We start from the raw sequence: 21,560 nt of genomic DNA, 5'->3' as shown, positions 1-21,560 counted from the left end.
GCGAAAAGGGCACCCGGCACGGCGGAGCCGCCGTCCGGATGCCCTTGCCCGCGATGACGCGTTTCAGTCCTCGTTCTGTGCCGAGCTCGGCAGCTTCGCCTGAATGAGGCCCATCACCGAGGCGTCGGTGAGCGTCGAGACGTCGCCCAGCTCACGGTCCTCGGCGATGTCGCGCAGCAGCCGCCGCATGATCTTTCCGGAGCGGGTCTTGGGTAGTTCCGCGACCGGCAGGATGCGCTTCGGCTTGGCGATCGGGCCGAGGGCGGTGCCTACGTGGCTGCGGAGTTCGGCGACGAGCGTCTCGGTCTCGGACGCGGTGCCGCGCAGGATCACGAAGGCGACGATCGCCTGACCGGTCGTCTCGTCGGCGGCGCCCACGACGGCCGCCTCGGCGACCGACGGGTGCGAGACGAGCGCGGATTCGACCTCGGTGGTGGAGATGTTGTGACCGGAGACCAGCATCACGTCGTCGACCCGGCCCAGCAGCCAGATGTCGCCGTCGTCGTCCTTCTTCGCGCCGTCACCGGCGAAGTACTTGTCCTGGAACCGGGCCCAGTACGTGTCGAGGAACCGCTGGTCGTCGCCCCAGATCGTACGGAGCATGGACGGCCACGGCTCCGTCAGCACCAGGTAGCCGCCACCGCCGTCGGGTACCTCGCGGGCCTCGTCGTCGACCACGGTCGCGGAGATTCCGGGCAGTGCGCGCTGCGCCGAACCCGGCTTGGTCTCCGTCACGCCCGGCAGCGGCGCGATCATCATCGCCCCGGTCTCGGTCTGCCACCAGGTGTCCACGATGGGGCACTTGTCGGCGCCGATGTGCTTGCGGTACCACATCCACGCCTCGGGGTTGATCGGCTCGCCGACCGATCCCAGGACCCGCAGCGACGACAGGTCGAGCTTCGCGGGGATGTCGTCGCCCCACTTCATGAACGTGCGGATCGCGGTCGGCGCGGTGTAGAGGATCGTCACGCCGTACTTCTGGACGATCTCCCAGAAGCGCCCCTGGTGCGGGGTGTCGGGCGTGCCCTCGTACATGACCTGCGTGGCGCCGTTCGCGAGCGGGCCGTACACGATGTACGAGTGGCCGGTCACCCAGCCGATGTCGGCGGTGCACCAGTAGACGTCGGTCTCCGGCTTGAGGTCGAAGACCGCGTGGTGGGTGTATGCCGTCTGGGTGAGGTAGCCGCCAGAGGTGTGCAGGATGCCCTTGGGCTTACCCGTTGTGCCGGAGGTGTAGAGGATGAACAGCGGGTGCTCGGCGTCGAAGGCCTCCGGCGTGTGCTCGGCGGACTGACGCTCCACGATCTCGTGCCACCACACGTCGCGGGGCGCGTCCCACGCCGTCTCCTGCTGCGTGCGCTGTACGACGAGGACGTGCTCCACCTGCGGGCACTTCGCGACGGCCTCGTCGATCGCGGGCTTCAGTGCGGTCGGCTTGCCGCGCCGGTAGCCGCCGTCGGCGGTGATGACGAGCTTCGCGTCGGCGTCCTGGATGCGGGAGGCGACGGCGTCGGCGGAGAAACCGCCGAAGACGACCGAGTGCGCGGCGCCGATCCGGGCGCAGGCCAGCATCGCGACCGCGGCCTCGGGGATCATCGGCAGGTAGACGGCGACGCGGTCGCCCTTGCGTACGCCCAGCTCGGTCAGGGCGTTCGCGGCGCGCGACACCTCGTCCTTGAGCTCCGCATACGTGAGGGCGCGACTGTCGCCCGGCTCGCCCTCGAAGTGGATGGCGACGCGGTCGCCGTTGCCGGCCTCGACGTGCCGGTCCACGCAGTTGTAGGCGACGTTGAGTTCGCCGTCCGCGAACCACTTCGCGAAGGGCGGGTTCGACCAGTCGAGCGTCTCGGTGGGCTCGGTGGCCCAGGTGAGCCGGCGCGCCTGCTCGGCCCAGAAGCCGAGACGGTCGGCCTTGGCCTGTTCGTACGCCTCCGCGGTGACGTTGGCGTTCGCGGCCAGCTCTGTGGGAGGAGCGAATCGACGCTCTTCCTTCAAAAGGTTGGCCAGGCTTTCATTGCTCACGACATCTCCCATTCCCAGGGCGTCCGATGTGTCCCGGTGTCCAGCTCATCAGTCCCGGGGCCGGGTGACAAGAGCCATCGGACAATTGGTTTAGACCTATTGCGGCTCTGAGCTGCTGCGCACTGCTACGACGTACTGCCCGCCGTCTCCCCCGGACTCCGTGCCCGACACCCGTACGGCCCCCCGCGCGTCCCTGCGCGGGGGGCCATACGGTTGCACGGACGCACGCCTGCGAAGGTTCAGGCGTTGAGGTCCTCCAGTTCGGAGTGCGACGAGGGCTTCGGCCGGGTCACCGGCTTCGCGTGGGACGGCAGCTCGGTGTGCGACGGCAGTGGCGGTACGGGCTGTCCGGCGTCCACCGACGGTGGCACCCGCTCGAAGACCTCGATGGTCTCCCCGACGCGGGCCCCGTCGACCAGCAGATACGCCTGTGCCTCGCCCACGTGGAAGTACATTCCGTGCAGCTCCAGCGTGCCTTCGGCGAGCCGCCGCTTGACCGACTCGTGCTGGCGCAGGTGCTCCAACTGCTGGACCACATTGGTCAGACACAGTTGCTCGACCACATCGGTGGGCAGCCGCCCGGAGATCCGCGCCCACGAGTGGGACCGGCTCGTCATCCGCTTGAGGCTCGGCGTCCCGTGCCGCAGCCAGCGTCGCAGCGGGGTGTTCGCCCCGCCCTCGGCGGGCCCGTTCAGCAGGGCCTGCATGGCCCCGCAACCGGAGTGTCCGCAGATCGTGATCGATTCGACCCCCAGCACGTCCACGGCGTACTCGATGGCAGCGGCAACCGAGTCGTCCCCGGCCTCGGAGCCGGTCGGCGGCACCAGATTGCCCACGTTGCGCACGGTGAACAGGTCGCCCGGCCCGCTCGACGTGATCATGCTCGTGACCAGCCGGGAGTCCGCGCAGGTCAGGAAGAGCTGCGTCGGCTGCTGTCCCTCGCGGGCCAGTCGGGCCAGTTCGTCGCGGACCAGCGGCGCGGTGTTGCGCTGGAACGCGCTGAGCCCGCTGGCCAGGTGACGCGTGCGCGCGGGGCGGGACGGCGTGGACGCCTCGGCGGGAGGGGCGTGTTCGGAGCAGTGGTGGTTGCGCCAGGGCGTCCACGGCCGGCAGCAGTTGTGCGCCGGATGCGAAGCGGAACCGGAGACCCGGATGCCGGTACGGCCCGTGACCTCGACCTTCCCGCCCTGCGCCACATGACAGTCCTGCCAGGTCTGCAGGGTCTCGTACGCCGCGTGATCCATGAAGGAACCGTCCAGCTCCACCACCGCGTGCGCCCCGCGCGGCACCTGGCTCAGGGCCCGGCTCAGCCGGGGCACGGCCAGGAAGGTCAACTGCCCCCGGGCCCGTACGTGATGGATCCCGTCGGACGTGACCTCGGCGACGATACGAGTTCTGGCCAGCCGGTGCATGGCCACGGCGACGGCGACCGCGACGCCCACGGCCACGCCCTCCAGTACGCCGAACAGCACGACACCGGCGACCGTGGTGGCGTACACCAGGAACTCCCGGTGCCGGTGCACGTTACGGATGTGCGCGAAGCTCACCATCTGGATGCCCACCACCATCACGAGGGCGGCCAGCGCGGCGAGCGGAATCCACTCCAGCACGCCGACCAGCAGCGCGGCGGCGAGCAGCACCCACACCCCGTGCAGCACGGTGGAGGCCCGGCTGACCGCACCCGCCCGGACGTTGGCGGAACTGCGCACGGCGCCGCCGGAGATCGGCAGCCCGCCGAGCAGCCCGGTCAGCATGTTGGAGGCGCCCTGCGCGCGCAGTTCGCGGTCCAGGTCGGAGCGCGGTACCGGCGCCGTCCCGGCGGTGGTCGCCCGGTCGGCGGCCAGCTTGTCCACGGCCACCGCGGACAGCAGCGACTCCAGGCTCGCCACCAGGGTCACGGTCAGCACCGCCGCCACCAGGGCGAGTACCGGCCCCTCGGGCATTTCCGGCAGCGCGTGACTGCGCCAGGACGGCAGGTCGACCCGGGCGATGCGGGGGGCCGCGAGGGCGGCGACCGCCGTGGCGAGCGCGACCGACGCGAGCGCGGCGGGGGTCTTGCGGAGGATTCGTCCCGTACGGCCGGGAAGGCGGGGCCACAGGGCGAGCACGGCGATGGTGAGCGCGCCGATCAGCGGCGCGGCGGGCCGGACGTTCGCCAGCTGCTCGGGCAGCGCCAGGGCGTTGGCGGTGGCCGAACTCTGCGGTGAGCCGCCCAGGACGATGTGCAGCTGGGCCAGTGCGATGGCGACGCCGATGCCGGCGAGGGTGCCGTGCACGATGGCGGGGCTGACGGCGAGCGCGTTGCGGGCGGCCTTGAGGGACCCGAGGAGGACCTGCACCAGACCGGCGCAGATCACGATCCCGCAGGTGGTGCGCCATCCGTACCGCTGGATCAGCTCGGCGGTCACGACGGTCAGCCCGGCGGAGGGGCCGCTGACCTGGAGGGGGGAGCCGCCGAGGAGGCCGGCGACGATGCCGCCGACGGCGGCGCCGATCAATCCCGCCTGGAGCGGCGCGCCGATGGCGACGGCCAGCCCCAGCGACATGGGCACCGCGATCAGGAACACGGTGATCGAGGCGGACACGTCGGAGCCGGCGATTTTGAAGCGGCCTCTGCGGGATCCGCCCTCGCCGGGTGCGCCGGAGGCGTCGGACGGCGGGCTGTGCGGTCGCTGGAACCGGGAGGCCCGGGTGGTGCGAGAGGTGTGGTCGGGGCGAGTGGGTACGCAAGCAGACATCTTTGTCTCCTCCGGGGCAGCGCGGGTCGCGGGACTCAGGTGTCGCGGCCGTGGGTCACGGCATGCAGCGGGGGACTTAAAACTCTCGGTAAATGAATCGTAATTCGGAGTAAAGAGTCGGCAGGGCCTATGGGGGCAAATGGGTCGTGTGTTCACCCGAACCGGTGAATAAAGCTTTTCTACGGCTTGTCGCATCAATAGGCGTGTGGGTGCATGCGAGGTTTGCCGCGCCGTTTCGGCCTGTTCGGGCTGCGGCCGTTGGAAAAGCCGATCCAGAAAGAGGTGGGCGGATGATGGCCGCCACGAAGAGAGTCACTTTCGGCGTCACAGCCGCAGTAATGTCCCTGGCCTTTCTCGCGGGCTGCGCGGGCTCCGCGGACCGGGGCGCCGACGTGGGCCGAAGCGGTGCCCACGGCGCCAAGGAAAACGGTCCGGCCGCCGCCCCCAAGAGCCCTGTCCGTCTCATCGGCGACGGCTCCACCGCGTACACCGGGCCCCAGCCGTTCCAGCCCGTACCGCGGAAACTGACACCCGGTGAGAAGCCGCCGCAGTTCGTGGTGTTCTCGTGGGACGGGGCCGGGGAGGACAGCCAGCGGCTCTTCTCGCACTTCCGCAAGGTCGGCCAGAAGTACGGCGCGAAGATGACGTACTTCCTCAGCGGGGTCTATCTCCTGCCCGAGGACAAGAAGACGCTCTACAACCCGCCCCGGCATTCGGTGGGCCGCTCCGACATCGGCTTCAACGACGCCAGGGGAATCAAGGACACCGTGGAGCAGATCCGCGGCGCCTGGTTCGAGGGCAACGAGATCGGCACGCACTTCAACGGCCACTTCTGTGGCAAGGACGGCGGCGTCGGCACCTGGTCGAAGGAGGAGTGGAAGAGCGAGATCCTCCAGGCCAAGGCCTTCGTCAAGAACTGGAAGTCCAACGCGGCGCTCAAGTCCGTGAAGCCGCTGCCCTTCGACTACGAAACGGAACTGATCGGCGCCCGCACCCCCTGCCTGGAGGGCCGCAAGAACTTCATGCGGGCGGCCTCCGAGATGGGCTTCCGCTACGACACCAGCGGCGTCAACGACCAGATCTGGCCCCAGAAGCAGGGCAAGCTGTGGGACCTGTCGATGCAGCTGGTCCCCATCCCGGGCCGCGCCTTCCAGACCCTGTCCATGGACTACAACTTCTACATGAACCAGTCCGGCGCGGCCCGGGGTGACGAGAGCAAGCACGAGTACTGGGGCAACCAGATGCGCGACGGCCTGGTGCAGGCCTTCGAGCGCTCGTACCGGGGCAACCGCGCCCCGCTGATCATCGGCAACCACTTCGAGTCCTGGAACGGCGGCACGTACATGCGCGCCATCGAGGACACCATCAAGACCGTCTGCACCCAGCAGGAGGTGCGCTGCGTGTCCTTCCGCCAGCTCGCGGACTGGCTGGACGCCCAGGACCCGCAGGTCCTGGCCAAGCTCCGCACCCTGAAGGTCGGCCAGGCGCCGAAGACGGACTGGGGCACCTTCCTGGCCCAGCCCCCGGCCGCCGTCGCGCCCGCGAAGCACGCCGAGCGTCACTGACCCCTCGGCCGGGTCACGAGGGCTGCGGAACCGCCCGCCGCTCGTCCAGTACGAAGGCCGGGTCGACCTGGGCAGCCAGGTCGGCGCCGGTCTTCGCATTGCCCCAGCTCTCCGCGTTCTTCAGATGGAAGTGCACCATCTGACGGGTGTACCGCTCCCAGTCGCGGTGCGCGTAGCTGTCCTCGGCGGCGTTCTGCAGGACCTGGAGAGCGAGGCGGTTGTCCGCCTCCAGCAGCTCGAATCGCGAGGGGCGGCCCTTCTCCATGCCGCGCACCCAGTCCGAGTGACCCATGGTCACCAGCAGGTCGTCGCCGACCTCGTCGCGCAGGAAGTCCAGGTCGTCCTGGCCCTGCACCTTGTTGCCGACGACCTTGAGCGTGATGCCGTAGTCCCGGGCGTACTCCTTGTACTGGCGGTAGACCGAGACGCCCTTGCGGGTAGGTTCGGCGACCAGGAACGTCATGTCGAAGCGGGTGAACATGCCCGACGCGAAGGAGTCCGAGCCCGCCGTCATGTCGACGACGACGTACTCGTCGGGCCCGTCGACCAGGTGGTTCAGGCACATCTCGACCGCGCCGACCTTGGAGTGGTAGCAGGCCACGCCCAGGTCGGACTCGGTGAACGGGCCCGTCGCCATCAGCCGGATCTCGCCGTCGTCGAGGAGGACCGGGCGGGCACACGCGTCGTACACCGGGTTGTCCTCGCGGACGCGCAGCAGCCGGGAACCCTCGCCGGGCGGCGTCGTCTTGATCATGGTCTCGGCGGACGCGATACGGGGGTTGGTGCCCCGCAGGTAGTTCTTGATGAGGTTCAGGTGCGCGCCCATCGCGGGCATCGCCGCCGCCTCGGACTCGTCGAGGCCGAGGGCCGCGCCCAGGTGCTGGTTGATGTCGGCGTCGACGGCGACAACCGGGGCTTCATTGGCGGTGAGGTGGCGGATGAACAGCGAGGACAGCGTGGTCTTGCCACTGCCGCCCTTCCCGACGAAAGCGATCTTCATGTTCACCAAGGGTAATGGCATGAATGCGTTGCGTTGGTGCGATCAGTGAAGAAGACCACTCCAAGGTGGGGCGGAGCGGGGTGCGCCCTATCGGTGCGTACGCTCGCTACTTATGAGTACGAACGCTGATCCGCTGGCGGCGCTGGGCGCGCTGACCGGCGTGCCCGAGGCCGTGGATTCCGTACGCAAGGCCGTGGACCGGGTCTACGGGCACCGTGTCATGCGGCGTCGCAGCAACTCGATCACCGGGGAGGCGGCGCTGCGCGGCGCACGCGGCTCGGCGGCGCTCTCGGGCGCTGACTGGGCGCTGGAGGAAGTGCGCCGGCGGACCGACTTCAGCGGCGACGACGAGGCGCGGGTGATCGGCGGGGCGCTGAGGCTGACGGCCGAGGCCGGTCAGCTGCTGTCCATCTGGCGTCAGTCCCCGCTGCGGGTGCTGGCGCGGCTGCACCTGGTGGCGGCCGGTGGGGCGGGGATCGCCGACGAACTGGTCGGACGGCCGAGGCTGGCGGGCGAGGCCGTGTCCGAGCCGCTGGTCGGGCTGCCGCTGCCGAGTGCGAGTGAGGTGGCCGGGCGGCTGGAGGGTCTGTCGCAGCTGATCATCGCGGGAGGAGCGGCGGCGCCCGCCCTGGTCACCGCGGCCGTCGTGCACGGGGAGCTGCTGGCGCTGCGGCCGTTCGGTTCGCACAACGGCCTCGTCGCGCGGGCCGCCGAGCGCATCGTGCTGATCAACAGCGGTCTGGACCCCAAGTCGGTCTGCCCGGCCGAGGTCGGCCACGCCGAACGGGGCCGGGCGGAGTACCTCGCGGCGCTGGAGGGTTACGTCTCCGGCACGCCGGAGGGCGTGGCCGCGTGGATCGTGCACTGCGGGCGCGCGGTGGAGCTGGGGGCGCGCGAGTCGATGGCGGTGTGCGAGGCGTTGCAGCGCGGCGCGGCCTGACGGCTTTCCGCGCGGTTCGAGGGCCCTGCTCGGGGGGTGCGGGCCGGGCTTGCTGGACGGCTGCGGCAGGAGGGTGCGCGGGTGAGCCGGATGCCGGTGGGGCACGGACGGGTCCAGGTGGCGCAGGGCGCGGATGGTTCCAGGCGTCGACGGGCACAAAAGTGCGGCGGTACCGGAATCGGTACCGCCGCTGGCATGTCCGTCGAGTTACCAAGCGTCCTCGAATATTTGCCCATCAGGTCGGGATCTTCGCCCGTCACCTGGTGCGGCTGGCCCGTAATCGACGGGTCGACGTCGCGTGGGTGCTCGACTTCCATGCGCGGTCCGTGGGGCCGTGATGCCTGGCAGGCGATCCATCTCGGATGGCCTGGGTCTCGCGGGCCGTTGAGTCCTTTCTACTCCCGTTCCCGGGTGAGCGGAACCCTCGGCAGAGCTTCTTTACTTTTACTCTCAAATACGGGCATACCCTCAGGCGTCCACGGGGGTGCGGCGACGGCTCGCGTACCAGACCAGTCCGGCGGTGGCGGCCGCGGCGCCCACCGCCGCCGCCGCCATGAGTGCGGGGCGCGGCGGCATGGTGAGGTGCGGAAGGCGCTGCTTGAGCCGTACGGGGCGGTTGAAGACGAGAACCGGCCATTCGCGGGCCGTCGCCTCACGGCGCAGCGCACGGTCCGGGTTGACGGCGTGGGGGTGGCCGACCGACTCCAGCATCGGCACGTCGGTGATCGAGTCGCTGTACGCGAAGCAGCGCGACAGGTCGTACCCCTCGGATGCGGCGAGTTCCTTGACGGCTTCCGCCTTGGTCGGCCCGTACGCGTAGTACTCCACCTCGCCGGTGAAGCAGCCGTCGGCGCCGACCACCATGCGGGTGGCCACGACCCGGTCCGCGCCCAGCAGGGCACCGATCGGTTCCACGACCTCGGCGCCGGACGTCGAGACGATCACGACGTCGCGGCCGGCCGCGTGGTGCTCTTCGATGAGGGAGGCAGCCTCGTCGTAGATGATCGGGTCGATCAGGTCGTGCAGGGTCTCGGCGACGATCTCCCGGACCTGCTGGACGTTCCAGCCCTTGCAGAGCGCCGAGAGGTACTTGCGCATCCCCTCCATCTGATCGTGATCCGCGCCGCCCGCCAGGAAGACGAACTGGGTGTACGCCGTGCGTAGAACGGCGCGGCGGTTGATCAGGCCGCCTTGGTAGAAGGACTTGCTGAAGGTCAGCGTGCTCGACTTCGCAATGACGGTCTTGTCCAGATCGAAGAAGGCAGCGGTGCGCGGCAACGAGTGGTTTTCCACGAAGCGAGCATAGGGGCCCACCATTCGGCGTACGCTGGGGCGTGTGGGTTTGCCTGAGAAGCCTCTCGGGTACACCATGGAAGTCACGGATCGTTCGCGACCGTGCTACCCCGGTTCGGCTCCTCCCCCCCCGAGTCGAACCGTGGCAGACGACCCCAGCTCTCCCCCCCGGCTGGGGTCGTCGCATGTCCGGATGCTTTTCGAGCACTCGGCCCGTCGATCGTGCGGCCTCATCGTGCGTCTCCTCCGCTCACGACCGCTCTTCGGGGAGGGACTCGTACCGTGCGAACTCGTCACGCTGTGTAGTTGTTCCGCTCCCCTTGGAAGTCACCGGTATGAGTGAGTGGAATATGCACAACCGATGAGTTGTCCACTGTTTTCGAGCAAGATCCACACGGATTTCCGGATCGCTGCACGGTGATTCCAGCCGCGGAGTTCGCGGAAGTCGGAATCGCTGTCGCTGAAGAGCGCGGCGAGAGGGGTGTGCATCGTGACTGGACCGATCACGGGCGACCGGTTGTCGGCCGCCGACGGGCGGCGGGGCGGGCCGCTGATCGTCACCGAGGACGTGGATCTGCTCGACGATCTGCTGCGGCTGTGCGCCGCGGCCGGCGCGGAGCCCGAAGTCCACTACGGGCTGCCGGAACGGCGTGGCAGCTGGGAGGCGGCGCCGCTGGTGCTCGTCGGGGACGACGCCGCGGCCCGGGTGCGCGGAGCCGTGCGCGGACGCGGGGTCATGCTCGTGGGGCACGACCAGGACGATCCGCTGGTGTGGCAGCGGGCCGTCGAGATCGGCGCGGACTACGTGCTGCGGCTGCCGGACGCCGAGAACTGGCTGGTGAACCAGATCGCCGACGCGGCGGAGGGCGTCGGCCGTCAAGCACTCACGGTCGGGGTGATGGGCGGACGCGGCGGAGCGGGGGCCTCCACTCTGGCCTGTGCGCTGGCCCTGGCGGCGGCGCGGGACGGCAGGCGGACGATGCTCATCGACGGTGACCCGCTCGGCGGCGGACTCGATGTCCTGCTGGGCGGGGAGAGCGCACAGGGCATGCGGTGGCCGGAATTCGCCGCTTCCCGAGGGCGAGTGGCCAGCGCCGCGCTGGAGGAGTCGCTGCCCAGACTGCACGGGCTGCGCGTGCTGAGCTGGGACCGGAGCGACGCGGTGGTGATCCCGCCCGAGGCGATGCGGGCCGTGCTGGCGGCCGCGCGGCGGGCCGGCGGGGTGGTGGTCGTGGACCTGCCGCGCCGGGTGGACGAGGGGGTGGCGGAGGCGCTCGCCCAGCTCGACCTGGGGCTGCTGGTGGTCCCCGGAGAGCTGCGGGCGGTGGCCGCCGCACAGCGGGTCGCCTCGGCCGTGAGGATGGTTCTCGGCGATCTGCGGACCGTCGTGCGCGGGCCGTACGCGGCGGGATTGGACGAGGAGTGGGTGGCCAAGGCGCTGGACCTGCCGCTGGTGGGAGAACTGCCCGCGGAGCCGCGCCTGTGGGAGGCGATGGCGGACGGGGAGCCGCCGGGCGGCTCGGCGCGCGGGCCGCTGTCCCGGTTCTGTACGGCGTTCTGGGAGCGGGCGCTGGTCGGGGGTGCGGCCGGATGAGCACGAGCGTGCTGCTGGACGCCGTACGGCAACGGCTTGCGGAGAGCGGGGCCGAGCCGACGCCCGCGCGGGTGGCCGCCGCGCTGCGCGCCCAGGGCCGGTTGATGGGAGACGCCGAAGTGCTGGGCGCGGCCGAGGAACTGCGGTCGGAGCTGGTGGGGACGGGGCCGCTGGAGCCATTGCTCGCCGATCCGTCCGTAAGTGACGTGCTGGTGTCCGCACCGGACCGGGTGTGGGTGGACCGGGGTGCGGGCCTGGAGCTCACCGCGGTGACCTTTCCGGACGCCGCGGCGGTGCGCAGGCTGGCTCAGCGGCTCGCGGCCGTCGCGGGGCGACGGCTGGACGACGCCCGGCCGTGGGTGGACGCGCGGCTGCCCGACGGGACGCGGATGCACGCGGTGCTGCCGCCGGTGGCGGTCGGGACGACGTGCCTGTCGCTGCGGGTCGTGCGGCCCAGGGCTTTCAGGCCCGAGGAACTGGTGGCGGCCGGGACGGTACCGCCGGGTGGGGACGCGGTGCTGCGGGCGCTGGTGGAATCCCGCCTGTCGTACCTGATCAGCGGGGGGACCGGGGCCGGGAAGACCACCCTGCTGTCGGCGTTGCTGGGGCTGGTGGGCGAGCGGGAGCGGATCGTGCTGGCCGAGGACTCGGCGGAGCTGCGGCCCGACCATCCGCACGTGGTGCGGCTGGAGTCACGGCCGCCGAACCAGGAGGGCGCCGGACGGGTGACTTTGCAGGACCTGGTGCGCCAGGCGCTGCGGATGCGACCGGACCGGCTGGTGGTGGGCGAGGTGCGCGGGGCGGAGGTGACCGAGCTGCTGGCGGCTCTCAATACGGGACACGAGGGCGGTTGTGGAACGGTTCATGCGAATGCGGCGGGGCACGTTCCGGCCCGGCTGGAGGCGCTGGGGACGGCCGCCGGGCTCGACCGGGCCGCGCTTCACAGTCAGTTGGCCGCGGCGCTGTCAGTGGTCCTGCATCTCGTGCGGGACCGGGACGGCCGGCGCCGGCTCGCGGAGCTGCATGTGCTCGAACGGGATCCGGCCGGCCTGGTGAGGACGGTGCCCGCGCTGCGGTGGGGCGTCGGGGGGTTCGTGGAGGAGCGGGGATGGCCGCGGTTGCGGGAACTGATCGGGGGAGCGTGGTGACCGCGGGCGGGGCGGTTGTGTGGGCGGCGGTGTGTGCGGGGCTGGCCGCCGCACTGCTGGTCGGCTCGGAGGGCGAGCTGCGCCGGGCGCGGCTGGTGGTGGCCGGGGGCGTGGCGCAGGAGAGGGCGGCGCTCCCGCGGGAGCGGTGGTGGGGAGTGGTCCGGGAGCGGGTGCGCCCGCAGTGGTGGTGCGTGCCGGTGTCGGGTGTGCTCGCCGTACTGGGTGAATCGGTGATTCCGCTCGCGCTGGGGGCGGCGGCGGTGCCGTGGGTGGGGCGACAGCTACGGGTGAGGCAGGCGGCGCGGGAACGGAAGCGCAGGGGGGAGCGGGTGATCGACCTGTGCGGGGCGTTGTCCGGGGAGCTGCGGGCCGGCGGCCATCCGGGGCGGGCCCTGTGCGTGGCCGCCGTGGACACCGGGGGGCTCGGGGCAGCAGAGGCGGACGTCGTGGCGGCGGCGCGGTTCGGGGGCGACGTGCCGGAGGCGCTGCGCAGGGCGGCACGGGAGCCGGGGGCCGGAGGGCTGGCCGGGATCGGGGTGTGCTGGCAGGTGGCGGTGGGCAGCGGGGCCGGGCTGGTGGCAGGGCTCGACCGGCTGGAGGCCGCCCTGCGGGACGAACAGGACCGGCGGGAGCAGTTGCGGGCCAGGCTGTCCGGGGCCTGGTCGACGGTCGGGCTGCTCGCACTGCTGCCGGTCGTGGGGGTGCTGATCGGAAGTGCGATGGGCGCGGATCCGCTGAGGGTGCTGCTGCACACGCCGTGGGGGTGGGGGTGCCTGGTCATGGGCGGGGCGCTGGAGGCCGGGGGGCTCGTCTGGGCGCGCCGGATCGTGCGGGGCGGAGAGGGGGAGGGCGCGTGAACGGGGAGGTTGTCCACAGGCTGGGGGCAGTGGTGTCGGTTGGTGCGGCTGTGGGATGCCTGGCCCTCGCCGTGGCCGGCGGGCGGCGGGAGCGGGAGACGAAACGGCGGCTCGCGACGCTGCTTGCGGTCGAGGCCGCGGTGTACGGGACGGGAGGGCGCCGGAACTGGCGGGGAGGGGCGGCGTGGGCACGGGGCTGGGGCGGCCCCGTGGGTGCCGTGGTTCTCGGATACGTGCTGGTGGGCGGGGTGTGGGGCTGCCTCGTCGGCGGTGCTGCGGCGATCGGGGTGCGGCGATGGTGGCGGGCGCGGCAGCCGCGGGGTGAGGCGGCCGGGGAGGAGGCGGCTGCCGCTGGACGGCAATTGCCGCTCGCGGCGGACCTCCTGGCGGCCTGCGTGGCTGCCGGGGCGGGGCCCGTGGAGGCGGCCGGGGCGGTGGGGGAGTCGCTCGGCGGACCGGTCGGAGAACGGCTCGTGCGGGTGGCGGCCGAACTGCGGCTCGGAGGAGAACCCGCCGAGGCGTGGGGGCGGCTGGGGGCGGTACCGGGCGCTGCTGGGTTGGCGAGGTGCCTGGAGCGGGCCGGGGCAAGCGGCGCTCCGGCGGCCGGACCGGTGGGCCGGGTGGCGGACCGGCTCAGGGCCGAGCGGGCGCGCCGGGCCGAGGCGGGTGCGAACAGGGCGGCCGTGCTGATCGTCCTGCCCCTGTCGGTCTGCTTTCTGCCGGCCTTCCTGCTGCTGGGGGTGGCACCGGTGGTGATCGGGCTGGGGGAGGGACTGCTGGCGGGACGGTGAGCGGGACTGGGTTGTCGGGAAGGGCATTGGCTTTGATCTGCGGGAGGTCGACATGTGGAAGTGGTTGCAGGACCGGGCGGTGCGGAGTGCGGGCAGGGTGCGGGCGCGAGTACGGGGGCGGTGGGCTGCCGACGACGGAATGTCCACGGCCGAGTACGCGGTAGGGACGATCGCGGCCTGCGCCTTCGCAGCCGTGCTCTACAAGGTGGTGACGAGCGGTGCTGTTTCGGCGGCCTTGCAGGCGGCGGTGGGGAGGGCGCTGGATGTGCAGTTCTGAGGAGCCGACGGAGGTGGACGAGCGGGAAGGCGGTGTGCGGGATGCGGACCGCGGATACGTGACGGCGGAGGCGGCGATGGGACTGCCGGTGCTGCTCCTGTTCGGGATGGCGCTGGTGTGGGCGCTGATGGCCGCCTCCGCCCAGATCCAGTGCGTGGACGCGGCCCGCGCCGGGGCTCGGGCCGCGGCCCGGCAGGAGCCCCGGGCTGCGACGGAAGAGGCGGCCCGGCAGGCGGCTCCGGACGGGGCACGCGTGGCGTTCCGGCGGGAGGGCGACCTGGTGCGGGTACGGGTCGAGGCCCCCGTGCCGGGCGCGGGCGTCCTGGGGGCGGGGCGGCTGCGGCTGACGCTGCGGGCGGAGGCGGTCGCCCTGGCGGAGGAGTCGGTGGGGGCGGGGACGTGAGAGGGCGGGGGAGGGGGAGGCGGAGCTCGGGGTGGTGGTGCCTGGGCCGGTGCTGGTGCCTGGGTCGGTGGGGGTTCGGGGCCTGTGGGAGACCGACGGGGGAGGGGGGCGGCTGGTCCGGGCCGGGGCGGCCTCGGCTGGGCAGGTGGTCCGGTCGGCTGAGTCGTCTGGGTCGGCTGGGCCGGGGGGAGCGGGGGTCGGCGACGGTCTGGGGCCTGGGGGTCGTCGCGGTGCTGGCCGTGGTGTTCGCCGGGGTGCTGGCCATGGCGCAGGTCGTGGTGGCGCGGCACCGGGCGGGCGGCGGTGCGGACTTGGCGGCGCTGGCGGCGGCGGGGGCGTGGGCACGGGGGGAGGAGGTGGCCTGCGGACGGGCGGTGGAGGTCGCGGCGGCGCAGGGGGTGCGTGTGGTGGAGTGCGCGGTGCGGGGGGAAGTGGCGGATGTGTCGGCGGCGGTGAGCGTGGGGCCGCATGCGGTGGTGGTGCGGTCGAGGGCGGGCCCGGGGCACTGAGCGCGGCAGGCGCGGTGCGGATGCATGCGCGCGCGTGGCGTCTCCGGACACGGCGGGGGCCCGGGGGCTCGGGCTCCGCGGGGCCGGGCGCGGTCTCCGGGAGCCCCGTACTCGTCAGGTCCAGCGGGGGAGCCTGCACGCCAGGTCCCGCGGGCGCCCCGCCCTCCCAGGTCCTCCGGGCGCCCCTCGTGCTCGCTAGGTCCCCGCGGGCTCTCCGCACTCCCAGGTCCTGCGGGTGTCGCCTTCGGGCAGTCCCCGGCTGTCGGGGTGTGTCCTCAGGACTCGGGCGGTTGGGCGGGGGCTGCGTTCAGGAGGGTGGTGAGGAGGCGGACGGCGCCTCGTTTGTGGAGGGGTTCGTTGCCGTTGCCGCACTTGGGGGACTGGATGCAGGAAGGGCAGCCGGCGTCGCACTCGCAGGAGGCGATGGCTTCGCGGGTGGCGGTGAGCCAGGCGCGGGCGGTGTGGAAGCCGCGCTCGGCGAAGCCCGCGCCGCCGGGGTGGCCGTCGTACACGAAGACCGTCGGGAGGAGCGTGTCCGGGTGGAGGGGGATCGAGACGCCGCCGATGTCCCAGCGGTCGCAGGTGGCGAACAGCGGGAGCAGGCCGATGGCGGCGTGTTCGGCGGCGTGCAGGGCACCCGGGAGGGTCTCCGGGATGAGGCGGGCCGTGTCGAGGTCGTCCTCGGTGAGGGTCCACCACACGGCGCGGGTGCGCAGGGTGCGGGGCGGGAGGTCGAGTTTGGTCTCGCCGAGCACTTCGCCGGTGATGAGTTTGCGGCGGAGATAGGAGACCACCTGGTGGGTGACCTCGACGGAGCCGTACTGGAGCCGGGCCGTGCCCCACGGGACGGTCTCGTCGGTGGTGAGGACGGAGAGGGAGGTGGTGTCGCGGGCGGTGGTGGAGTACGGCGGGTCGGCCGCCTCGACCAGTGCTGCGGAGTCTTCGAGGTCGAGGTGGCGGACCAGATAGGTGCGGCCCTGGTGGAGGTGGACGGCCCCTTGGTGGACGGCGGTGTGGGCGGCCTCGGCGTCGACGGTGCCGAGGAGCCGGCCCGTGGATTCCTCCACGATCTGGACGGGACGGCCGCCGCCACCCCGGATGTCGGCCAGATCGGCGGCCCGCTCGCGGCGGGTCCAGTACCAGGATCGGTTGCGGCGGCGGAGCAGGTGGGCCGCTTCGAGGGACGGGAGGAGGGGCTCGCATGCGGGGCCGAAGAGGGCGAAGTCCGACTCGGTGAGCGGCTGCTCGGCCGCTGCGGCGCAGAGGTGGGGGGCCAGGACGTAGGGGTTGTCCGGGTCGAGGACCGTCGACTCGACGGGTTGGGAGAACAGGGCCTCCGGATGGTGGGCGAGGTAGGTGTCCAGGGGGTCGTCGCGGGCGACGAGGATCGCCAGGGCGCCTTCGCCGGAGCGGCCCGCACGGCCGGCCTGCTGCCAGAGGGAGGCGCGGGTTCCCGGGTAGCCCGCGATGAGGACGGCGTCCAGGCCGGAGACGTCGATGCCGAGTTCGAGGGCGGTGGTGGCGGCCAGGCCGAGCAGTTCGCCGGAGTGGAGGGCGGCTTCGAGGGCGCGGCGTTCCTCGGGCAGGTAGCCGCCGCGGTAGGCGGCCACCCGGTGGGGGAGCGAGCGGTCGACCGCAGCCAGCCGGTCCTTGGCGATGAGCGAGATCAGTTCGGCGCCGCGGCGGGACCGTACGAAGGCGACTGTGCGGATCTTGTGGAGAACCAGGTCGGTGAGGAGGTCCGCGGTCTCGGCGGTGGCCGTACGCCGGACGGGTGCGTTGTTCTCGCCGTGCAGCTCGGTGAGCGGCGGCTCCCAGAGCGCGAACACCAGCTCGCCGCGGGGGGAGCCGTCGTCCGCGACCTCCGCGACGGGCAGCCCCGTAAGGCGCCCCGCGGCCACCGCGGGCTCGGCGGCGGTGGCGGAGGCGAGGAGGAAGACCGGTTCGGATCCGTACCGGGCGCACAGTCGCCGCAGCCGGCGGATCACCTGGGCCACGTGCGAGCCGAAGACACCCCGGTAGGTGTGGCACTCGTCGATGACGACGTACCGCAGGGCCTTCAGGAAGGACGACCAGCGGGGGTGGGAGGGAAGTATCCCGCGATGCAGCATGTCCGGGTTGGTGAGGACCAGGTTCGCGTACTGCCGGACCCACTCGCGTTCCTCGACGGGGGTGTCCCCGTCGTAGACCGCCGGGCGGACCGCGTTGCCGAGGGGGGCCGCGAGCGACTTCACCGCGCGCCGCTGGTCGGCGGCCAGCGCCTTCGTGGGCGCCAGGTAGAGGGCGGTCGCCCCGCGGCCGTTGGGGGCCTCGGAGCCGTCGAGGAGCGCGGTGAGGACCGGTGCGAGGTACGCGAGGGACTTGCCGGAGGCCGTTCCTGTGGCGATCACCACGGATTCGCCGTCCAGGGCGTGCTCCGCGGCCCGCGCCTGGTGGGTCCAGGGGTGCTCGATCCCGGCTTCCCGGATCGTCGTGATCACTTCGGTACGGATGCGGTGGGGCCACACTGCATGGCTGCCCTCTCTCGGGGGCAGGTGCTCCGTATGAGTGACGCGAGCGGCCCGGCTCCCCCCTGCGGTGAGACGGGCGAGGACCTCGCCGGGAGACGGGGTCTGGGCCCTGCTCTGGGCAGGTCGTCCGGTACGGGGATTGGTGGCCATCACCGCCGAGTGTGTCACTGGCGTGACGGACAATGGTCCCAAGGCGTCGTGCTCGCCTGCTGGTAAGTGATTGAATGCCTTTCGCGGCTGGCGTTCCGTCCTCTGGCTCCGCCGGGGAGACCTCAGGGGGGCGGCCGCTCGATAGCAAGGTGCTGGAGGATCCGTGGACCTGTCCCTGTCGACTCGCAATGTGACTGGACCTGCTGGCGACCGAACGGTCGTCGAGGTCGGTGGCGAGATTGATGTGTATACCGCGCCCAAGCTGCGCGAGCAGTTGGTCGAGTTGGTGAACGACGGCAGCTATCACCTGGTTGTCGACATGGAGGGCGTGGACTTCCTCGACTCCACCGGCCTCGGCGTGCTCGTGGGCGGACTGAAGCGTGTGCGCGCCCACGAGGGCTCGCTGCGCCTGGTCTGCAACCAGGAGCGCATTCTCAAGATCTTCCGGATTACCGGGCTGACCAAGGTGTTCCCGATTCACACCACGGTCGACGAAGCCGTCGCCGCCACCGACTGACGGTCGCGCCGACGGCTTTCGGTCCACCGGAAGCAGAACAAGCAACACAAGCAGGACATTTTGCGGGGTGCCGGGCTCATGGTCCGGTCCCCCGCGCATGCACGCCCGTACGTCCTAGGGGGAGCGCAATGGCCACCGTGGAACTCCGTTTCAGCGCCCAGCCCGAGCACGTCAGGACGGCCCGCCTCGTGGCGGCCGCCGTGGCGCGCCGTGCCGGGGTCGACGAGGCGGTGCTGGACGAGGTCCGGCTCGCGGTGGGCGAGGCCTGTTCCCGGGCCGTGGGGCTGCACCGTACGAACAACATCGCGGCTCCGGTGCGGGTGGCGCTGACCGAGGAGGAGAAGTCCTTCTCCATCGAGGTCGGCGACGAGGTGCCCGTTCTGGACAGTTCGGCTCCAGGGGCGCGCAGCGCCTCCGCGGCCGTGCCGGGCGCCGTGGATCTCGATGCCGACGGCGAGGACGACATGGGTCTCGCCGTGATCAGCGGGCTCGTCGACGACCTCCGGGTCACCGGCGGGCCCGGCGGCGGAGTGATCCTGATGAGCTGGCCCACCACTTCGGCGGTGGTAATGCCGTGAATGCATTTCCCCAGTGATTCCGAAGTGGTTCGAGTGATGAAGGAAAGGCCCTGCTGAGCAGGGCCTTTCGTTTTTTGCGCGGTATTCCTCGATCGTTTTCCGTGATCGGTTGAACGGCACTCTGTTGGGAACAGCTTCCGCTACCTACAATCCGTCCACATCTTGAGCTTCTGCATCAAGGAGGACGAATGGCGGGACTTCTCAACTCCCCACAGTCCGATCATGTCTCGTACCTCGCGGTTTCCCTCACCGAAGACAACCGCCTCATCGTGATCGTCATCGCGGCCGTCGCCGTCGCCGCGCTGATCGTCGCCCGGCTGCTGGTGCGCCAGGTGCTGGCGGCCGACGAGGGCACCGACTCCATGAAGGAGATCGCGGTCGCCATCCAGGAAGGCGCCAACGCCTATCTGATGCGACAGCTGCGCACTCTGGGGATCTTCGCGGTCGTCGTGGTCTTTCTGTTGTTGCTGCTCCCGGCGGACAACACCTCGCAGCGGATCGGACGGTCGCTGTTCTTCCTCGTCGGCGCTCTGTTCTCGGCGGCCACCGGATACATCGGTATGCGCCTTGCCGTACGAAGCAATGTGCGCGTCGCCGCGGCTGCGCGGGAAGCGACTCCTGTGGCCGGGGAGCCGGAAAAGGATTTGACCAAGGTCTCGCACAAAGCGATGAAGATCGCTTTTCGTACGGGCGGCGTCGTCGGCATGATCACGGTGGGCCTCGGCCTGCTCGGTGCGGCCGTCGTCGTCCTCGTGTACGCCGAACACGCGCCCAAGGTCCTGGAGGGCTTCGGCCTCGGGGCGGCCCTGATCGCGATGTTCATGAGGGTCGGCGGTGGCATCTTCACCAAGGCCGCCGACGTCGGCGCCGACCTGGTCGGCAAGGTGGAGCAGGGCATTCCGGAGGACGATCCGCGCAATGCCGCCACGATCGCCGACAACGTGGGCGACAACGTCGGCGACTGCGCGGGCATGGCCGCCGACCTCTTCGAGTCGTACGCCGTCACCCTGGTCGCCGCGCTGATCCTGGGCATGGCGGCCTTCGGCGACGCCGGCCTGGCCTTCCCGCTGATCGTCCCGGCGATCGGCGTGATCACCGCGATGATCGGCATCTTCGCCGTCGCGCCACGGCGCGGCGACCGCAGCGGCATGACGGCGATCAACCGCGGGTTCTTCATCTCCGCCGCGGTCTCGCTCGTGCTGGTCGCCGTGGCCGTCTTCGTGCACCTGCCGTCGTCGTACGCCGATCTGCGGGGCGTCGGGGACGAATCCGTGCTCGGGCACAGCGGGGACCCACGGGTGCTGGCGCTGGTCGCCGTGGCCATCGGCATCGTGCTGGCCGCGCTGATCCAGCAGCTCACCGGGTACTTCACCGAGACCAGTCGGCGGCCCGTGCGGGACATCGGGAAGTCGTCACTGACCGGGCCCGCGACCGTCGTACTGGCGGGCATCTCGATCGGGCTCGAATCGGCCGTCTACACGGCGCTGCTGATCGGGCTCGGGGTGTACGGGGCGTTCCTGCTCGGCGGAACGTCGATCATCCTCGCCCTCTTCGCGGTCGCGCTCGCCGGAACCGGACTGCTCACCACCGTCGGCGTGATCGTCGCGATGGACACGTTCGGCCCGGTCTCCGACAACGCGCAGGGCATCGCCGAGATGTCCGGAGACGTCACGGGCGCCGGCGCGCAGGTGCTCACCGACCTGGACGCCGTCGGCAACACGACCAAGGCCATCACCAAGGGCATCGCCATCGCGACCGCGGTCCTCGCGGCGGCGGCGCTCTTCGGCTCGTACCGCGACGCGATCCTCGGCGCGGCGCGGAAGGCAGGCATCGTGACCGGCGGGGAGGGTACGCCGGTCAACCTCTCCATGGACATCTCGCAGCCCAACAACCTCGTCGGGCTGATGCTCGGCGCGGCGGTCGTCTTCCTCTTCTCCGGGCTGGCGATCAACGCGGTGTCCCGGTCGGCGGGCGCCGTGGTCTTCGAGGTGCGGCGGCAGTTCCGCGAGCATCCCGGGATCATGGACTACACGGAGAAGCCGGAGTACGGACGGGTCGTCGACATCTGTACGAAGGACGCGCTGCGTGAGCTGGCGACCCCGGGCCTGCTCGCCGTCATGGCCCCGATCGCGGTCGGGTTCACCTTCGGTGTGGGGGCGCTCGGCTCGTACCTCGCGGGGGCGATCGGGGCGGGCACGCTGATGGCGGTCTTCCTCGCCAACTCGGGCGGCGCCTGGGACAACGCCAAGAAGCTCGTCGAGGACGGACATCACGGCGGGAAGGGCAGCGACGCGCACGCCGCGACCGTCATCGGCGACACGGTCGGCGACCCGTTCAAGGACACCGCGGGTCCCGCGATCAACCCGTTGCTGAAGGTGATGAACCTGGTGGCGCTGCTGATCGCCCCCGCTGTCGTGCAGTACAGCTTCGGTGTGGACGCGAACCCGTGGGTGCGGGCGGTCGTCGCGGTCATCGCCTTCGGGGTCATCGTCGCGGCGGTGTACGTGTCGAAGCGGCGCGGTGTCGCGATGGGGGACGGGGGCGGTACGGAGGGAGGCGTTCCGAAGCAGTCGGAGCCGCCGGTGGCGTCCAAGGCGGTGAGGTCGCCGGGGTGAGGCGCGGAGGGTGACGCCCCGGGCCGGGTACGGGGGCGGCACGGCACGTCAGG

Annotated in this window: 17 protein-coding genes; 12 read left to right on the top strand and 5 right to left on the bottom strand. The window is 71.4% G+C overall.

Annotated elements, in window-relative coordinates; all coding sequences use genetic code 11:
* Positions 1-63: 63 nt before the first annotated feature.
* Positions 64-2,034 carry an acetate--CoA ligase gene (acs, locus tag HNQ79_RS22545; RefSeq protein ID WP_185033912.1) on the bottom strand — a complete coding sequence of 657 codons (1,971 nt, stop codon included), beginning with the start codon at positions 2,032-2,034 and terminating at the stop codon, positions 64-66.
* Positions 2,035-2,261: 227 nt separating this feature from the next.
* Positions 2,262-4,760, bottom strand: coding sequence for a bifunctional SulP family inorganic anion transporter/carbonic anhydrase (locus HNQ79_RS22540; protein WP_185033910.1), 2,499 nt, complete (start codon positions 4,758-4,760; stop codon positions 2,262-2,264).
* A gap of 290 nt (positions 4,761-5,050) precedes the next feature.
* On the opposite strand from HNQ79_RS22540, the gene HNQ79_RS22535 reads away from it, so the two are divergent.
* On the top strand, positions 5,051-6,325 hold the full coding sequence (locus HNQ79_RS22535) for a polysaccharide deacetylase family protein (protein ID WP_185033908.1): 1,275 nt from the start codon (positions 5,051-5,053) through the stop codon (positions 6,323-6,325).
* A gap of 13 nt (positions 6,326-6,338) precedes the next feature.
* On the opposite strand, the gene HNQ79_RS22530 is transcribed toward HNQ79_RS22535, so the two are convergent.
* Positions 6,339-7,325 (bottom strand): ATP-binding protein, encoded by a 987-nt coding sequence (locus tag HNQ79_RS22530; protein WP_185033907.1) that lies wholly within the window; start codon positions 7,323-7,325, stop codon positions 6,339-6,341.
* A 112-nt stretch (positions 7,326-7,437) separates the two neighbouring features.
* Here HNQ79_RS22530 and HNQ79_RS22525 point away from each other — a divergent pair, with 112 nt between their 5' ends.
* Positions 7,438-8,265, top strand: a complete 828-nt coding sequence (locus HNQ79_RS22525) for a Fic family protein (protein ID WP_185033905.1) — start codon at positions 7,438-7,440, stop codon at positions 8,263-8,265.
* 468 nt (positions 8,266-8,733) lie between these two features.
* Here HNQ79_RS22525 and HNQ79_RS22520 read toward each other — a convergent pair whose 3' ends face one another.
* A complete protein-coding gene (locus HNQ79_RS22520; RefSeq protein ID WP_185033894.1) occupies positions 8,734-9,582 on the bottom strand; it encodes an HAD family hydrolase in 849 nt (282 codons plus the stop codon).
* 466 nt (positions 9,583-10,048) lie between these two features.
* Between HNQ79_RS22520 and ssd the strand changes: the two genes are divergently transcribed.
* The 7 genes from ssd to HNQ79_RS22485 all read left to right on the top strand — a co-directional run bounded on the left by ssd (position 10,049) and on the right by HNQ79_RS22485 (position 15,137).
* Positions 10,049-11,152, top strand: a complete 1,104-nt coding sequence (gene ssd / locus HNQ79_RS22515; RefSeq protein ID WP_185033892.1) for a septum site-determining protein Ssd — start codon at positions 10,049-10,051, stop codon at positions 11,150-11,152.
* The gene (locus HNQ79_RS22510) at positions 11,149-12,300 is read left to right on the top strand and encodes a TadA family conjugal transfer-associated ATPase (protein WP_185033890.1); all 1,152 of its coding nucleotides are present in this window, start codon (positions 11,149-11,151) and stop codon (positions 12,298-12,300) included. The genes ssd and HNQ79_RS22510 overlap by 4 nt, the downstream gene beginning before the upstream one ends.
* Positions 12,261-13,157 (top strand): type II secretion system F family protein, encoded by an 897-nt coding sequence (locus tag HNQ79_RS22505; RefSeq protein ID WP_185033888.1) that lies wholly within the window; start codon positions 12,261-12,263, stop codon positions 13,155-13,157. The genes HNQ79_RS22510 and HNQ79_RS22505 overlap by 40 nt, the downstream gene beginning before the upstream one ends.
* Complete coding sequence (locus HNQ79_RS22500) at positions 13,154-13,948, top strand: type II secretion system F family protein (protein WP_185033887.1); 795 nt, start codon at positions 13,154-13,156, stop codon at positions 13,946-13,948. The genes HNQ79_RS22505 and HNQ79_RS22500 overlap by 4 nt, the downstream gene beginning before the upstream one ends.
* Before the next feature lie 52 nt (positions 13,949-14,000).
* Entirely contained in the window at positions 14,001-14,225 is a 225-nt protein-coding gene (locus HNQ79_RS22495; protein WP_185033886.1) for a DUF4244 domain-containing protein, read from the top strand.
* Entirely contained in the window at positions 14,212-14,628 is a 417-nt protein-coding gene (locus HNQ79_RS22490; RefSeq protein WP_185033885.1) for a TadE family type IV pilus minor pilin, read from the top strand. Before HNQ79_RS22495 ends, HNQ79_RS22490 begins: the two co-directional genes overlap by 14 nt.
* A gap of 230 nt (positions 14,629-14,858) precedes the next feature.
* Positions 14,859-15,137, top strand: coding sequence for an Rv3654c family TadE-like protein (locus tag HNQ79_RS22485; protein WP_229923283.1), 279 nt, complete (start codon positions 14,859-14,861; stop codon positions 15,135-15,137).
* 275 nt (positions 15,138-15,412) lie between these two features.
* On the opposite strand, the gene HNQ79_RS22480 is transcribed toward HNQ79_RS22485, so the two are convergent.
* The gene (locus tag HNQ79_RS22480; RefSeq protein ID WP_229923284.1) at positions 15,413-17,797 is read right to left on the bottom strand and encodes a DNA 3'-5' helicase SftH; all 2,385 of its coding nucleotides are present in this window, start codon (positions 17,795-17,797) and stop codon (positions 15,413-15,415) included.
* Between the two features lie 163 nt (positions 17,798-17,960).
* Between HNQ79_RS22480 and HNQ79_RS22475 the strand changes: the two genes are divergently transcribed.
* From HNQ79_RS22475 to HNQ79_RS22465, 3 genes are all read left to right on the top strand, one after another.
* Complete coding sequence (locus HNQ79_RS22475) at positions 17,961-18,314, top strand: STAS domain-containing protein (RefSeq protein WP_185033884.1); 354 nt, start codon at positions 17,961-17,963, stop codon at positions 18,312-18,314.
* 128 nt (positions 18,315-18,442) lie between these two features.
* Positions 18,443-18,892: an ATP-binding protein gene (locus tag HNQ79_RS22470; protein ID WP_185033883.1), complete on the top strand. Its 450-nt coding sequence runs from the start codon at positions 18,443-18,445 to the stop codon at positions 18,890-18,892.
* A 188-nt stretch (positions 18,893-19,080) separates the two neighbouring features.
* Positions 19,081-21,507 (top strand): sodium-translocating pyrophosphatase, encoded by a 2,427-nt coding sequence (locus HNQ79_RS22465; RefSeq protein ID WP_185033882.1) that lies wholly within the window; start codon positions 19,081-19,083, stop codon positions 21,505-21,507.
* Positions 21,508-21,560 lie beyond the last annotated feature (53 nt).

The sequence above is a fragment of the Streptomyces candidus genome (assembly GCF_014207445.1).
GTDB lineage: Bacteria > Actinomycetota > Actinomycetes > Streptomycetales > Streptomycetaceae > Streptomyces > Streptomyces candidus.
Note: the sequence above shows the minus strand (reverse complement) of the source record. Positions and strands in the feature narration are given on the sequence as shown.